8 protein-coding genes and 1 other RNA gene are annotated in these 14,469 nt (G+C 61.6%); 6 read left to right on the top strand and 3 right to left on the bottom strand.

The genetic code is table 11. The features are described 5' to 3' along the window. Positions 1–2: 2 nt before the first annotated feature. The 3 genes from xdhC to xdhA all read right to left on the bottom strand — a co-directional run bounded on the left by xdhC (position 3) and on the right by xdhA (position 4,828). A complete protein-coding gene (xdhC, locus tag AC07N4_RS14380; RefSeq protein ID WP_493066302.1) occupies positions 3–860 on the bottom strand; it encodes a xanthine dehydrogenase accessory protein XdhC in 858 nt (285 codons plus the stop codon). 127 nt (positions 861–987) lie between these two features. Continuing rightward, on the bottom strand, positions 988–3,381 hold the full coding sequence (gene xdhB / locus AC07N4_RS14375) for a xanthine dehydrogenase molybdopterin binding subunit (protein ID WP_493066301.1): 2,394 nt from the start codon (positions 3,379–3,381) through the stop codon (positions 988–990). Beyond that, positions 3,374–4,828 (bottom strand): xanthine dehydrogenase small subunit, encoded by a 1,455-nt coding sequence (gene xdhA, locus AC07N4_RS14370; RefSeq protein ID WP_096822503.1) that lies wholly within the window; start codon positions 4,826–4,828, stop codon positions 3,374–3,376. The genes xdhB and xdhA overlap by 8 nt, the downstream gene beginning before the upstream one ends. A 266-nt stretch (positions 4,829–5,094) precedes the next feature. Here xdhA and AC07N4_RS14365 point away from each other — a divergent pair, with 266 nt between their 5' ends. The 6 genes from AC07N4_RS14365 (at position 5,095) to ffs (ending at position 14,355) form a co-directional block, all read left to right on the top strand. After that, the gene (locus tag AC07N4_RS14365; RefSeq protein WP_096822502.1) at positions 5,095–5,754 is read left to right on the top strand and encodes a GntR family transcriptional regulator; all 660 of its coding nucleotides are present in this window, start codon (positions 5,095–5,097) and stop codon (positions 5,752–5,754) included. A 2-nt stretch (positions 5,755–5,756) separates the two neighbouring features. Further along, a complete protein-coding gene (gene smc / locus AC07N4_RS14360; protein WP_493066300.1) occupies positions 5,757–9,245 on the top strand; it encodes a chromosome segregation protein SMC in 3,489 nt (1,162 codons plus the stop codon). A gap of 259 nt (positions 9,246–9,504) precedes the next feature. Beyond that, positions 9,505–10,371 (top strand): cell division protein ZipA, encoded by an 867-nt coding sequence (zipA, locus tag AC07N4_RS14355; RefSeq protein ID WP_096822500.1) that lies wholly within the window; start codon positions 9,505–9,507, stop codon positions 10,369–10,371. An 86-nt stretch (positions 10,372–10,457) separates the two neighbouring features. Continuing rightward, positions 10,458–12,815, top strand: coding sequence for an NAD-dependent DNA ligase LigA (gene ligA / locus AC07N4_RS14350; RefSeq protein WP_493066299.1), 2,358 nt, complete (start codon positions 10,458–10,460; stop codon positions 12,813–12,815). A gap of 165 nt (positions 12,816–12,980) precedes the next feature. Beyond that, on the top strand, positions 12,981–14,147 hold the full coding sequence (locus AC07N4_RS14345; protein WP_493066298.1) for a zinc-binding metallopeptidase family protein: 1,167 nt from the start codon (positions 12,981–12,983) through the stop codon (positions 14,145–14,147). Positions 14,148–14,258: 111 nt separating this feature from the next. Beyond that, positions 14,259–14,355: signal recognition particle sRNA small type (ffs, locus tag AC07N4_RS14340), an RNA gene on the top strand. Positions 14,356–14,469: the final 114 nt, after the last annotated feature.

Here is a 14,469-nt window from a genome sequence, read left to right as displayed (position 1 = left end):
AATCAGTTTGAGGCTTTGAGTGTGGCGGCCTGACTGCGGCGGGAAACCGGCAGCAGTTTGGCAATCGGTTCGGCGCTGGCGGTGTGCTGGCCGAAATTGGCGTTATAGGTGGCGATGATTTCGCCGGCGATGGAGATGGCGATTTCCACAGGCAGCTTGCCTTTGACTTCGCCGATGCCCATCGGGCAGCGCATGCGTTGCACGACGCCGCTGTCGAAGCCACGGTCACGCAAGCGGTGTTCGAACTTGGCCCGTTTGGTTTTCGAGCCGATCAGGCCGAAGTAGGCGAAGTCGTTGCGCTTGAGGATCGCGGCAGTGAGTTCCAGGTCCAGCTGATGATTGTGGGTCATGACGATGCAGTAGCTGCCGGCGGGCAGGTCGTCGATTTCATCCACAGGCTCCTCGGCGACGATTTTGCGCACGCCGTGAGGAATCTGCTCGGGAAATTCTTCTTCCCGGGAATCGATCCAGCGCACCCGGCAGGGCAGGCTGGCGAGCAAGGGTACCAGTGCGCGGCCCACATGACCGGCGCCGAACACGGCAATCTGCGCCTGCACCTGGCCCATCGGTTCGAACAACAGCACCGTGGCGCCGCCGCAGCACTGGCCGAGACTGGCGCCGAGGCTGAAGCGCTCCAGATGGGTGTCCTGCTTGCCGCTGGCGAGCATCTCGCGGGCGATCTGCATGGCTTTGTATTCCAGGTGCCCGCCACCGATGGTGTCGAACGTCTGGCGGGCGCTGACGACCATCTTCGAGCCGGCATTGCGCGGCGTCGAGCCGAGCTCTTCGATGATCGTCACCAGAACGCAGGGTTCGCCCTGGTTCTGCAGGTCGGCGAGGGCGTCGATCCAGTTGTACATATCTCACCTCTCAGATCGTTCCCACGCTCTGCGTGGGAATGCATCACTGGACGCTCCGCGTCCGCTGTTCAGGATGCGACGCAGAGCGTCGCGGGCTGCATTCCCACGCAGAGCGTGGGAACGATCATCAAACAACCTCTGTTTCAGCTTCTACGGCTTTCACCGCTTTGAGCTGACGCATCTGCTCGCAACCCCACAACACCCGCTCCGGGGTCGCCGGCGCGTCGATCTTCGGCTGATGCTTGTAGTCGCCGAGGCTGGCCACTGCATCCTTGATCGCACACCACGCGGCGATGCCGAGCATGAACGGCGGCTCACCCACAGCCTTGGAATGGAACACCGTGTCTTCCGGGTTCTTGCGGTTTTCCACCAGCTTCACCCGCAGGTCCAGCGGCATGTCCGCCACGGCCGGGATCTTGTAGCTGGCCGGGCCGTTGGTCATCAGCTTGCCCTTGTTGTTCCACACCAGTTCTTCCATGGTCAGCCAGCCCATGCCCTGGACGAAGCCGCCCTCGACCTGGCCGATGTCGATCGCCGGATTCAGCGAGGCGCCGACGTCGTGGAGGATGTCGGTACGCAGCATCTTGTACTCGCCGGTCAGGGTGTCGACGATCACCTCGCAGCACGCCGCACCGAAGGCGAAGTAGTAGAACGGCCGGCCACGGGCCTGGCTGCGGTCGTAGTAGATTTTCGGGGTCTTGTAGAACCCGGTGCTCGACAGCGACACCTGATTGAAATACGCCAGCTGGATCAGCGCTTCGAAGGTCAGGATGTGGTCGCGCACACGGACATGGCCGTTGTGGAATTCCACGTCTTCTTCGCTGACCTTGTAGTGCCGCGCGGCGAATTCGACCAGGCGCTGCTTGATGATTTCTGCCGCATTCTGCGCGGCTTTGCCGTTGAGGTCGGCGCCGCTGGACGCCGCCGTCGGCGAGGTGTTCGGCACCTTGTCGGTGTTGGTCGCGGTGATCTGCACGCGGTCCATTTCCACCTGGAACACTTCGGCCACGACTTGTGCGACTTTGGTGTTCAGGCCCTGGCCCATTTCCGTGCCGCCGTGGTTCAGGTGGATGCTGCCGTCGGTGTAGACGTGCACCAGGGCACCTGCCTGGTTGAGGAAACTGGCGGTGAAGGAAATGCCGAATTTCACCGGGGTCAGCGCCAGGCCTTTCTTCAGGATCGGGCTGTTGGCGTTGTAGCGACGGATCGCTTCGCGGCGCTCGGCGTACTGGCTGCTTTCTTCCAGCTCGGCGGTCATTTCCTCGAGCATGTTGTGCTCGACGGTCTGGTAGTAATGGGTGACGTTGCGTTCGGTCTTGCCGTAGTAGTTGGCCTTGCGCACGGCCAGCGGATCGAGGTTCAGGTGACGGGCGATGGCGTCCATCACTTCTTCGATCGCGACCATCCCTTGCGGGCCGCCGAAACCACGGTACGCGGTGTTCGACGCGGTGTTGGTCTTGCAGCGGTGACCGTTGATGGTCGCATCACCGAGGTAGTACGAGTTGTCCGAGTGGAACATCGCCCGGTCGACAATCGAGGCCGACAGGTCAGGGGAACAGCCGCAGTTACCGGCCAGGTCCATCGCAATCCCGTGCAGGCGCCCGGTGCTGTCGAAGCCGACGTCGTACTCGACGTAGAACGGGTGACGCTTGCCGGTCATCAGCATGTCTTCGACCCGTGGCAGGCGCATCTTGGTCGGCTGGCCGGTGAGGTGCGCGATCACCGCGCACAGGCAGGCCGGGCTCGCGGCCTGGGTTTCCTTACCGCCGAAACCACCGCCCATGCGGCGCATGTCGACGACGATTTTGTTCATCGATACGTCGAGGACTTCGGCCACCAGTTTCTGCACTTCGGTGGGGTTCTGCGTCGAGCAGTAGACGATCATGCCGCCGTCTTCGGTCGGCATTACCGAGGAGATCTGGGTCTCCAGATAGAAGTGTTCCTGGCCACCAATGTGCAGCGTGCCTTGGATGCGATGTTCAGCGGTAGCCAAAGCGCTGGCCGAATCGCCACGTTGATGGGTGTGGCTGTCGAGCACGAAGTGGCGTTTGCGCAGGGCTTCGACCACGTCCAGCACCGGCTCCAGATCTTCGTATTCGATGATCGCGGCCATCGCGGCCTTGCGTGCGGTTTCCAGATCCTTGGCGGCCACGGCCAGCACCGGTTGACCGACGAACTGCACGTCATCGATGGCCAGCAGCGGATCGCCCGGCAGCAGCGGGCCGATGTCTTTCAGGCCCGGCACGTCTTCGTGGGTGATGGCGATGCGCACGCCTTCGAAGGCGTAGCAGGGTTTGGTGTCGATGCTGATGATTTTCGCGTGGGCGCGATCCGACAGCCGCGCGTAAACGTGCAACTGGTTCGGGAATTCGAGCCGGTCATCGATGTACTGCGCTTCACCGGAAACATGCTTGGCGGCGCTGTCGTGCTTGACGCTGCGGCCAACACCGGTAGTCAGGTCTTTGGCGAACAGTTCAGCCAGTTCAGCTTGAGTTTTCTCTACGCCGTGATGGTTAGACATAAGCGGTCACCCGAGTCTCGATGTGCGGTGTTTGCAGTTCGATGAAGTATTTGCGCAGCAGGTTCTGCGCGCTGAGCAGGCGGTATTCCTTGCTGGCGCGGAAGTCCGAGAGCGGGGTGAAATCCTCGCCCAGCGCGGTGCAGGCACGTTCGACCACAGCGTTGTTGAACGGCTGGCCGAGCAGCACGGCTTCGCAGTGAGCGGCGCGTTTCGGGATCGCGGCCATGCCGCCGAAGGCGACACGGGCGTCGGTGATCACACCGTTTTCGACGCGCAGGTTGAACGCGGCGCAGACGGCAGAGATGTCGTCGTCCAGGCGCTTGGAGACTTTGTAGGCGCGAAAGCGCTGCTCGGCCGTGGCGCGAGGGACGATGATTTTTTCGATGAACTCGCTTTCCTGACGCGCGGTGACCCGGTAATCGATGAAGTAATCTTCCAGGTTCAGCGTGCGCCGGGTCTCGCCCTTGCACAGCACGATCTGCGCGCCGAGGGCGATCAGCAGCGGTGGCGAGTCACCAATCGGCGAGGCGTTGCCGATGTTGCCGCCGAGGGTGCCCTGGTTGCGGATCTGCAAAGAGGCGAAACGGTGCAGCAGTTCGCCGAAGTCCGGGTACTCGGCGTTCAACGCTTCGTAGCAATCGGAGAGGGCAGTGGCGGCGCCGATTTCGATGCGGTCTTCGAAGGTTTCGATGCGCTTCATTTCAGCGACGTTGCCGACGTAGATCATCACCGGCAGGGTGCGATGGAACTGCGTGACTTCCAGCGCCAGATCGGTGCCGCCGGCCAGCAGCCGGGCTTGTGGATACGCGTCGTAGAGATCGGCCAGATCGGCCACGGTCAGCGGCACCAGGCAGCGTTTGTCGCCGCTGTTGAGTTCGCCGATCGATGTCGGGGCAATGGCTTTGAGGCGAGTGATGGTTTCCGCTTCCCGGGCGTCGAACTGGTCCGGTTGCTTGCCGCAGCAGGATTGTTCGGCAGCGGCGAGAATCGGCCGGTAGCCGGTGCAGCGGCAAAGGTTGCCGGCCAGCGCTTCGTGGGCTTTGGCATGGTCCGGTGCATCGCTGTTCTTTTGCAGGGCGAACAGCGACATCACGAAACCGGGGGTACAGAAACCGCACTGCGAACCGTGGCACTCGACCATGGCTTTCTGCACGCTGTGCAGTTCGCCCTTGTGCTTGAGGTCTTCGACGCTGATCAATTGTTTGCCGTGCAGCGACGAAACGAACGTCAGGCACGAGTTGAGGCTGCGATAGCGAATGTGTTCGCGGCCATCGTCATCCGTCTGCAACTCGCCGACCACCACCGTACAGGCGCCGCAGTCACCGCTGGCGCAGCCTTCTTTGGTGCCGGATTTGCCCACGTGTTCACGCAGGTAGTTGAGCACAGTCAGGTTCGGGTCCAGGGCGTGCTCGCTACGGAGTTCCTGGTTGAGTAAAAACTGGATCACGGAAGGCCTCGCAGACTCATTATTGTTGTTAAGCGACTTGAGCCGAATTTAGCAGGTCTGACTTTTCGGTCAATGGTTTTCTGACTTAAAGGTCAGGAAAAGCCATTTTGTCGCTCGACAACGTGTCTATTCAGTATTGACCCTCATTGGATCAAGCGCTTTTTTGCGGGATTCGTGCCAAAAACCGCTGTGCGGGCACTCCGCCATGAACGCGCATTGCGCTACACTGCGCCGCTTGTGCAGATCGAAGAGTTTGAAGGACAACCATGACGTTCAAGGCGCCGGACAGCCTCGCCGAGCAAATCGCTCACCACCTCGCCGAACGGATCATTCGCGGCGAAATGAAGCCGGGAGAGCGTATCCAGGAACAGAAGGTCACGCTGGCGCTGAACGTCAGCCGCGGCTCGGTCCGCGAAGCCTTGCTGATCCTCGAGCGCCGTCACCTGATCGCGATCCTGCCGCGTCGCGGCGCCCACGTCACCGAGCTTACGGCGCACAAGGTGCAGAGCCTGTGCACGTTGATGAGCGAGCTGTACATCCTGCTCGGCAACGCAGTGGCCAACGGCTGGCAAGTCCAGGCCGACATGGCGCCGTTCGTGCAGATCCAGCAGCGCCTGAGCGCCAGCTACGAGCGTCAGGACATCCGTACCTTCGTCGACGACAGCTTCAACGTGATGCGTGCCGCGTATCCGTTTGCCAACAACCCGTACCTGCAGGAAACCGTCGAGAACCTGCAACCGGCCATGAGCCGTGCGTACTTCCTCGCGCTGGAACAGCGCAAGGCCGAGATGAGCGAGTTCCTCGAACTGTTCGAGCGCTTGCTGGCCGCCGTCCTCGCCCGTGACCTGCCGCAGATCCGCATCGTGCTGACGGCTTACGCCCAGCGCAGCTGCGATCTGGTGGTGTCCGCCCTGACGGTTGCCTGACCTTGCGGCTCAAGTGCATCAAACTGGCGGGGTTCAAATCCTTCGTCGACCCGACCACGGTGAACTTCCCCAGCAATATGGCGGCGGTCGTCGGGCCGAACGGTTGCGGCAAGTCGAACATCATCGACGCCGTGCGCTGGGTGATGGGCGAAAGCTCGGCCAAGAACCTGCGCGGCGAGTCGATGACCGACGTCATCTTCAACGGCTCGACCAGCCGCAAACCGGTGAGCCAGGCGAGCATCGAGCTGGTGTTCGACAACTCCGACGGCACCCTGCTGGGCGAGTGGGCTGCTTATGCGGAAATTTCGATCCGCCGCAAAGTGACCCGCGACAGCCAGACGACTTATTACCTCAACGGCGCCAAATGCCGTCGTCGCGACATCACCGACATCTTCCTCGGCACCGGCCTCGGCCCGCGCAGCTACTCGATCATCGAGCAGGGGATGATCTCCAAGCTGATCGAGTCCAAGCCCGAAGACCTGCGCAACTTCATCGAAGAAGCCGCCGGCATCTCCAAGTACAAAGAGCGCCGGCGCGAGACCGAAAACCGCATCCGCCGCACCCACGAAAACCTTGCCCGTCTGACCGACCTGCGCGAAGAACTCGAGCGCCAGCTCGAACGCTTGCACCGCCAGGCCGAGGCCGCCAAGAAGTATCAGGAATTCAAGGCTGAAGAGCGCCAGCTCAAGGCGCAACTGTCGGCCCTGCGCTGGCAGGATCTGAACGATCAGGTCGGCCAGCGCGAGTCGATCATCGGCAACCAGGAAATCAGCTTTGAAGCGCTGGTCGCCGAACAACGCAACGCCGACGCCGCCATTGAACGCCTGCGCGACGGTCACCATGATTTGTCCGAGCGCTTCAATCTGGTGCAGGGGCGCTTCTATTCGGTTGGCGGCGACATCGCCCGGGTCGAACAGAGCATCCAGCACGGCCAACAGCGCTTGCGCCAATTGCAGGACGACCTGAAAGAAGCCGAGCGCGCGCGCCTCGAAACCGAATCGCACCTGGGTCACGACCGTACCTTGCTGCTGACCCTCGGCGAAGAGCTCGATCAACTGACCCCTGAACAGGAAATCACCAACGCCGCCGCTGAAGAAGCCGCCGCTGCGCTGGAAGATTCCGAAACCGTGATGCACGGCTGGCAGGAGCAGTGGGACACCTTCAACCTGACCGCCGCCGAACCGCGCCGTCAGGCCGAAGTGCAGCAGTCGCGGATCCAGCAGCTGGAAACCAGCATGGAGCGTCTGGCCGATCGGCAAAAGCGTCTGGGCGAAGAGCGGGCGTTGCTCTCGGCAGATCCTGAGGACGCGGCGATCATGGAACTCAGCGAACAGCTCGCCGAGTCCGAAGCCACCCTTGAAGATTTGCAGACCAGCGAAGAAGCCCAGGTCGAAAAACTCGAGCAACTGCGCCAGGAATTGCAGCAAGCGCTGACCGCACAGCAACAGGCGCAGGGCGATTTGCAGCGCCTCAACGGTCGCCTCGCCTCCCTCGAAGCCTTGCAGCAGGCCGCGCTCGATCCGGGCACCGGCACCGCCGAATGGCTGAAAGAACACAACCTCGCCGAACGTCCGCGTCTGGCCGAAGGCCTGAAGGTCGAGGCCGGTTGGGAACTGGCGGTGGAAACCGTGCTCGGCGCCGACCTGCAAGCGGTGCTGGTGGATGATTTCGACGGTTTCGATCTGTCCGGTTTCGACCAGGGCGATCTACGTTTGCTCAGCCCCGGCAGTGATGGCGTGCGCGTGGCCGGCAGCCTGCTGGACAAGGTCGAGGCGCAGGTTGATTTGTCGCCATGGCTCGCTCAAGTCAAACCAGTCGACAGCCTTGAACAGGCGCTGGCCCTGCGCGGCCAACTGGCTGCCGGGCAGAGCCTGATCAGTCGCGACGGTTATTGGGTCGGCCGGCATTTCCTGCGAGTACGCCGCGCCAGCGAAGCCGAAAGCGGCATGCTCGCACGCGGACAGGAAATCGAATCGTTGCATGCGGAACGCGAAGAGCGCGAAGCCACGGTCGAGGCCATGGAAACCCGTTTACAGACCCTGCGCGCGCAACAGCGTCAGCAGGAAAACGGTCGCGAACATCTGCGTCGTTTGCTGCAGGACGAAGCCCGTCAGCAAGGTGAATTGAAAGCTCAACTGTCCGCCGGCAAAGCCAAGGCCGAGCAGTTGACCCTGCGCCGTACCCGTCTCGATGACGAGTTGGTCGAGCTCGCCGAGCAGCGCGAGCTGGAGCACGAAAATATCGGCGAAGCGCGGATCCAGTTGCAGGACGCCCTCGACGCCATGGCCCTCGACACCGAGCAGCGCGAACTGCTGCTGGCCCAGCGTGACAGCCTGCGCGAGCGTCTCGACCGGGTGCGTCAGGAAGCGCGTCAGCACAAGGATCACGCGCATCAATTGGCCGTGCGCCTTGGCTCGCTGCGCGCACAACACGATTCGACCCGCCAGGCCCTCGAGCGTCTGGAAATGCAGGCCGAGCGCCTCACTGAAAAACGTGAACAGCTCAGTCTGAATCTGGAGGAGGGCGAGGCGCCGCTGGAAGAGCTGCGCCTCAAGCTTGAAGAATTGCTCGACAAGCGCATGAGCGTCGACGATGAACTCAAGACCGCGCAGATCGCCCTGGAAGACGCCGACCGCGAACTGCGTGACGCGGAAAAACGCCGGACCCAGGCCGAGCAGCAATCGCAATTGATCCGTGGCCAGCTCGAACAGCAACGCATGGAATGGCAGGCCCTGACCGTGCGCCGCAAGGCCCTGCAGGATCAACTGCTGGAAGACGGCTACGATTTGCACGGCGTGCTCAATACCCTGACCGCCGAGGCCAGCGAGAAGGAGGCCGAAGAAGAACTTGAACGCATCGCCGCGCGCATTCAGCGTCTGGGTGCGATCAACCTCGCGGCGATCGACGAATACACGCAACAATCCGAGCGTAAACGTTATCTGGATGCACAGGACGCCGATCTGGTCGAAGCCCTGGAGACCCTGGAAAACGTCATCCGCAAGATCGACAAGGAAACCCGTAACCGTTTCAAAGATACCTTTGATCAGATCAATGGCGGTTTACAGGCGCTTTTCCCGAAAGTTTTCGGTGGCGGGCGCGCGTATTTGGAACTGACGGGCGAAGATCTACTCGATACAGGGGTGACGATCATGGCGCAGCCGCCCGGGAAGAAGAACAGCACCATCCATTTGCTGTCCGGCGGCGAAAAAGCCCTGACCGCACTGGCACTGGTTTTTGCGATCTTCAAGTTGAACCCGGCGCCGTTCTGCATGCTCGATGAGGTTGACGCGCCACTGGATGACGCTAACGTTGGACGCTACGCACGATTGGTCAAAGAGATGTCGCAGACCGTGCAGTTCATCTATATCACCCACAACAAGATCGCCATGGAAATGGCCGAGCAGTTGATGGGTGTAACGATGCACGAGCCGGGTTGTTCGCGACTGGTAGCCGTGGATGTCGAGGAGGCGATGGCGATGGTGGATGCCTGAGCCGGCGCAGTGTCGGAAAGGTATTTGAAGGTTGTAGGACTTTTTTACCAGCTCCGACTTGCTGGCCAATCGACATATTCGCGCAAGCCAATGAGACAGACGGTGTAAAGTTGTCTTTGGTCGTGCTAGTTTAATGTCAATTTTTCGTATACGTGGGCAAAACGCCTGTCAGAACATAGAGTTGGCGCCACGTTTTAAAGCGGTTTGCACAGTGTAAACCCCTTATTTTTCAGCATTTTTTATAGAGGCACGGGATTACATGGAAATCGGTCTGCGCGAGTGGCTGATCGTCATCGGCATCATTGTGATAGCCGGTATTCTTTTCGATGGCTGGCGCCGTATGCGCGGCGGCAAGGGAAAACTGAAATTCCGTCTTGACCGAAGTCTGTCCAACCTGCCGGACGAGGACACCAGCGCTGAGCTGTTGGGCCCGGCCCGCGTACTGGACAACCATAAAGAGCCGCAACTGGACGAACACGACCTGCCATCGGTGAGCATGCCGGCCCGCGAAGCACGCGAGCCTCGCGAATCCGCTTCCAAGCGCGGCAAGCGCGGCAGCAACGGTCCGGCCCAGGGCGACCTGAACCTCGATCTGGACCTGGACGGCGGCCCGAGCTTCAGCAGCCGTGACGATGATTTCATCGAGCCGGTCGCCAAGGCGTCGCCGGCAGTTGCCGATAAAGATCAGCCGCAAGCCGAAGAAGTATTGGTCATCAGCGTGATCTGCCGCGACCCGGCCGGCTTCAAAGGCCCGGCACTGCTGCAGAACATTCTGGAAAGCGGTCTGCGTTTCGGCGAGATGGATATCTTCCACCGTCACGAAAGCATGGCCGGCAACGGCGAAGTGCTGTTCTCCATGGCCAACGCGGTCAAGCCGGGCATCTTCGATCTGGACGACATCGACCATTTCAGCACCCCGGCGGTGAGCTTCTTCCTCGGCCTGCCAGGCCCGCGTCATCCGAAGCAGGCCTTCGACGTGATGGTCGCGGCAGCACGCAAGCTGTCCCAGGAACTGAACGGCGAATTGAAAGATGACCAGCGCAGCGTCCTGACCGCGCAGACCATCGAGCACTACCGTCAGCGCATCGTCGAGTTCGAACGCCGCGCCCTGACCCAGAAGCGTTGATTGAAAAGGTTGCCTCGCGATAAAGAGGCAATCGGCAAATAGATTGAGCAGCCTCGGCTGCTCTTTTGCTTTATGAGAGAACACCCATGACTGCCGCCGAAACCCGCATTCTAGAGCTGCGTGCTGAGCTCGATCAGCACAACTACCGTTACCACGTTCTCGATGAGCCGAGCATTCCGGATGCCGAGTACGACCGGTTGTTCCACGAGCTCAAGGCGCTGGAAGCGGCCAACCCGGAACTGATCACCAGCGACTCGCCGACCCAGCGCGTCGGCAGCGTGGCGCTGACCGCGTTCACCCAGGTGCGTCACGAAGTGCCGATGCTCAGCCTCGGCAACGCCTTCGAAGAAACCGACATGCGCGAGTTCGATCGCCGGGTGACCGAAGGTCTGGACCTGCCGGCCGGCGATCTGTTCGGTGGTGGTGCGGCGGTGGAATACAGCTGCGAGCCGAAACTCGATGGCCTGGCAGTCAGCCTGCTGTATCAGGACGGCGTGCTGGTGCGCGGCGCCACGCGCGGCGACGGCACCACCGGCGAAGACATCAGCGTCAACGTGCGCACCGTGCGCAACATCCCGCTGAAGCTTCACGGCGAAGGCTGGCCGGCGACGTTGGAAGTGCGCGGTGAAGTGTTCATGTCCAAGGCCGGTTTCGAACGCCTGAACGCCTCGCAACTGGAAGTCGGCGGCAAGACCTTCGCCAACCCGCGCAACGCCGCCGCCGGTAGCTTGCGTCAGTTGGATTCGAAGATCACCGCCAACCGTCCGCTGGAATTCTGCTGCTACGGCATCGGCCAAGTCTCCAACGACATCGCCGACACTCACATTGGCAACCTCAAGCAACTGCAAGCCTGGGGCATGCCGATCAGCCACGAATTGAAACTGGCCAAGGGCATCGGCGAATGCCTGGATTACTACCGCGATATCGGTGAGCGTCGTAACTCGCTGGCCTATGAAATCGACGGCGTGGTGTTCAAGGTCAACAGCATTGCCGACCAGCGCGAACTGGGCTTCCGCGCCCGCGAGCCGCGCTGGGCCATCGCCCACAAATTCCCGGCGATGGAAGAACTCACCGAGCTGCTCGATGTGGAATTCCAGGTTGGCCGCACTGGCGCGGTCACGCCTGTGGCGCGGTTGAAACCGGTCAAGGTTGCCGGCGTCACCGTGGCCAACGCCACGTTGCACAACATGGACGAAGTCGCCCGGCTGGGCCTGATGATCGGCGATACGGTGATCATTCGCCGCGCCGGTGATGTGATTCCGCAAGTGGTGCAAGTGGTCATCGAGCGCCGCCCGGAAGATGCGCGCCCCGTGCAAATCCCTGAGAGCTGCCCGGTCTGCGGCTCCCACGTCGAGCGCACGCAACTGGTCAAACGCAGCAAAGGCAAGGAGACCATCAGCGAAGGTGCGGTGTACCGTTGCGTCGGCCGACTGGCCTGCGGTGCGCAGCTCAAGCAGGCGATCATCCACTTCGTATCGCGCCGCGCGATGGACATCGAAGGCCTCGGCGACAAGAGCGTCGAGCAGTTGGTGGACGAAGGTCTGGTCAGTTCGCCGGCCTATCTCTACGCGCTGAAGTTCGACGACATCGTCGATCTGGAAGGCTTTGCCGAGGTGTCGAGCAACAAGTTGCTGGCCGCCATCGAAGACAGCAAGAGGCCGGGTCTGGCGCGGTTCATTTATGCGCTGGGTATCCCGGATGTCGGCGAGGAGACGGCCAAGGTGCTGGCGCGCTCGCTGGGGTCGCTGGAGCGCGTCCAGCAAGCCTTGCCGCAAGTGCTGACGTACTTGCCGGACATCGGCCTGGAAGTGGCGCACGAGATTCACAGCTTCTTTGAAGATGCGCACAACCAGCAAGTAATCACCGAGCTGCTGGGCCACGGTTTGCAGATTCAGGATCAGGGCGAGCTGGGTGCCGAGTTTGCCGCGAGCACTACGCTGGGCGGCTTCCTCGACAAACTGCATATTCCTTCGGTGGGGCCGGGCGGCGCGCAGAAGCTGGCGGACCGGTTCGGTTCACTGGAGGGTGTGATCGCGGCAGATTGGCTGGACATGCGCCAGACACTGCCGGAGAAACAGGCGAACTCGGTGCGTGAGTTTTTCGAGTTGCCCGAGCATCGGCAATTGGCTGAAAGCGCCGAGAAGCAACTGCGCGATTTCGGCATGCACTGGCAGAGCGAAAAGAAAGTCGTCGAAGGCCTGCCGTTGGCCGGAGAAACCTGGGTGCTGACCGGCAAGGTCGAGCTGATGAGCCGCGACGTCGCCAAGGAACACCTGGAAAGCCTCGGTGCCAAGGTCGCCGGTTCGGTGTCGGCCAAGACCCATTGTGTGGTCGCCGGGCCGGGCGCCGGGTCGAAACTGACCAAGGCCAACGAACTGGGCGTGAAGGTGATGGATGAAGAGGCGTTTATCGCGTTCCTGAAAGGACACGGTATCAGCGCCTAACTGATCGACAGATGATCGTTCCCACGCTCCGCGTGGGAATGCCGCCCCGGACGCTCCGCGTCCGCTGTGACGCAGAGCGTCACGGTATGCGTTACCACGCGGAGCGTGGGAACGATCTGTTCGCGGGAATGATCTAGTCTTGGCAAGCCCAAGGGAGAGATCGCCATGTACCGCTTTTTCGAGCAGCTCAGTTCCCGCATCGTCGCGCCGTTCATGGGCGAATCTTCACGCAACAGCAAAGTCTGGCCGTGCCGTTGCGGCCAGTCGTTGTTCTTTCGCAACAGTCAGTGCCTGGCCTGCAACGCGGCGCTGGGTTATCAACCGGAACACAGTCGGCTGACGTCGCTGCAACCGGGGCCGTTTGAGGGCACCTGGACGCTGGATGCCGATCCCGAGGCCGGCCTGTTCCGGCGCTGCGCCAACCTCGATACCCCGGCGGCCTGTAACTGGCTGCTGCCCGCCAGCGATCACGACACCCTGTGCGCGGCTTGCGATCTGAATCGCACCATCCCCGATCTGTCCGTCCCGGAAAACCCCGAACGCTGGCGCAAGGTGGAAATCGCCAAGCGCCGACTGGTCGCACAACTGATCAGCCTCGGCCTGCCGGTCGTCCCGAAAGCCGTCGACGAAGACACCGGCCTGGCGTTCGATTTCATCGGTGTCGATCTGGAAGGCAATTCACCGATGACCGGCCACGCCAACGGCCTGATCACCCTCGATATCGCAGAGGCCGACGACGCCCACCGCGAGCAGGTTCGGGCGCAGATGCACGAACCCTATCGCACATTGCTCGGGCATTTTCGCCATGAGGTCGGGCATTACTACTGGGATCGGCTGATCGACAACGGCCCTTGGCTGGGTTCGTTCCGCAACCTGTTCGGCGACGAACGCGCCAGTTATGCCGAGGCGCTGGAGCGGCATTATCAACAGGGCGCGCCGGCGGACTGGTCGCAGCATTACGTCAGTGCCTACGCCACCATGCACCCGTGGGAAGACTGGGCGGAAACCTGGGCGCATTACCTGCACATGATGGACGCAGTGGACACGGCGCTGGGTTTCGGCATGAGCGCCCGGGAGATGGACCTCGATTATCAGCCGTTTCCATCGAGCACGCTGTACGACCCTGAGCATCCCGGCGGCGCGGCGTTCCTGTCATTCGTCAACGCGTGGATCGAGCTGGCCGGCATGCTCAACGAACTGTCGCGCAGCATGGGCCAGCCGGATTTCTATCCCTTTGTGCTGCCGCCTGCGGCGATCGCCAAGCTGCACTTCATTCATCTGGTGATCCAGCAAGAGGGCGGGCGGGCCGACGAGGTGCTTCAGGCGCAATAGCAAGTGCTTGAAGCCCTTCATATTTTTTATCTACAACCAGCGGTTGTAACTTCGTCTCAGATAGGTACAATGGCGCGGCTCGCCGACAGGTGAGCGTCGTTATGGTGACCCTATCGGTCCCCCCGCAACGATTACCCGTGAACCTGGTCAGAGCCGGAAGGCAGCAGCCACAGCGGGAACATTGTGTGCCGGGGTGTGGCTGGTAGGGTTACCACCTTAACGAACATCGAACGAATCAACACCGAACTGCATGGGTTTCGCCCACTGCGGTTTTTTTATGCCTGCGATTTGGCGGTTCGTCCCCAAACCCCCTGCTCGCGAG

This window comes from Pseudomonas sp. GW821-FHT09E04 (assembly GCF_059416185.1).
The sequence above is the reverse complement of the archived record's forward strand: the minus strand, read 5'-3'. Positions and strand labels throughout refer to the sequence as shown.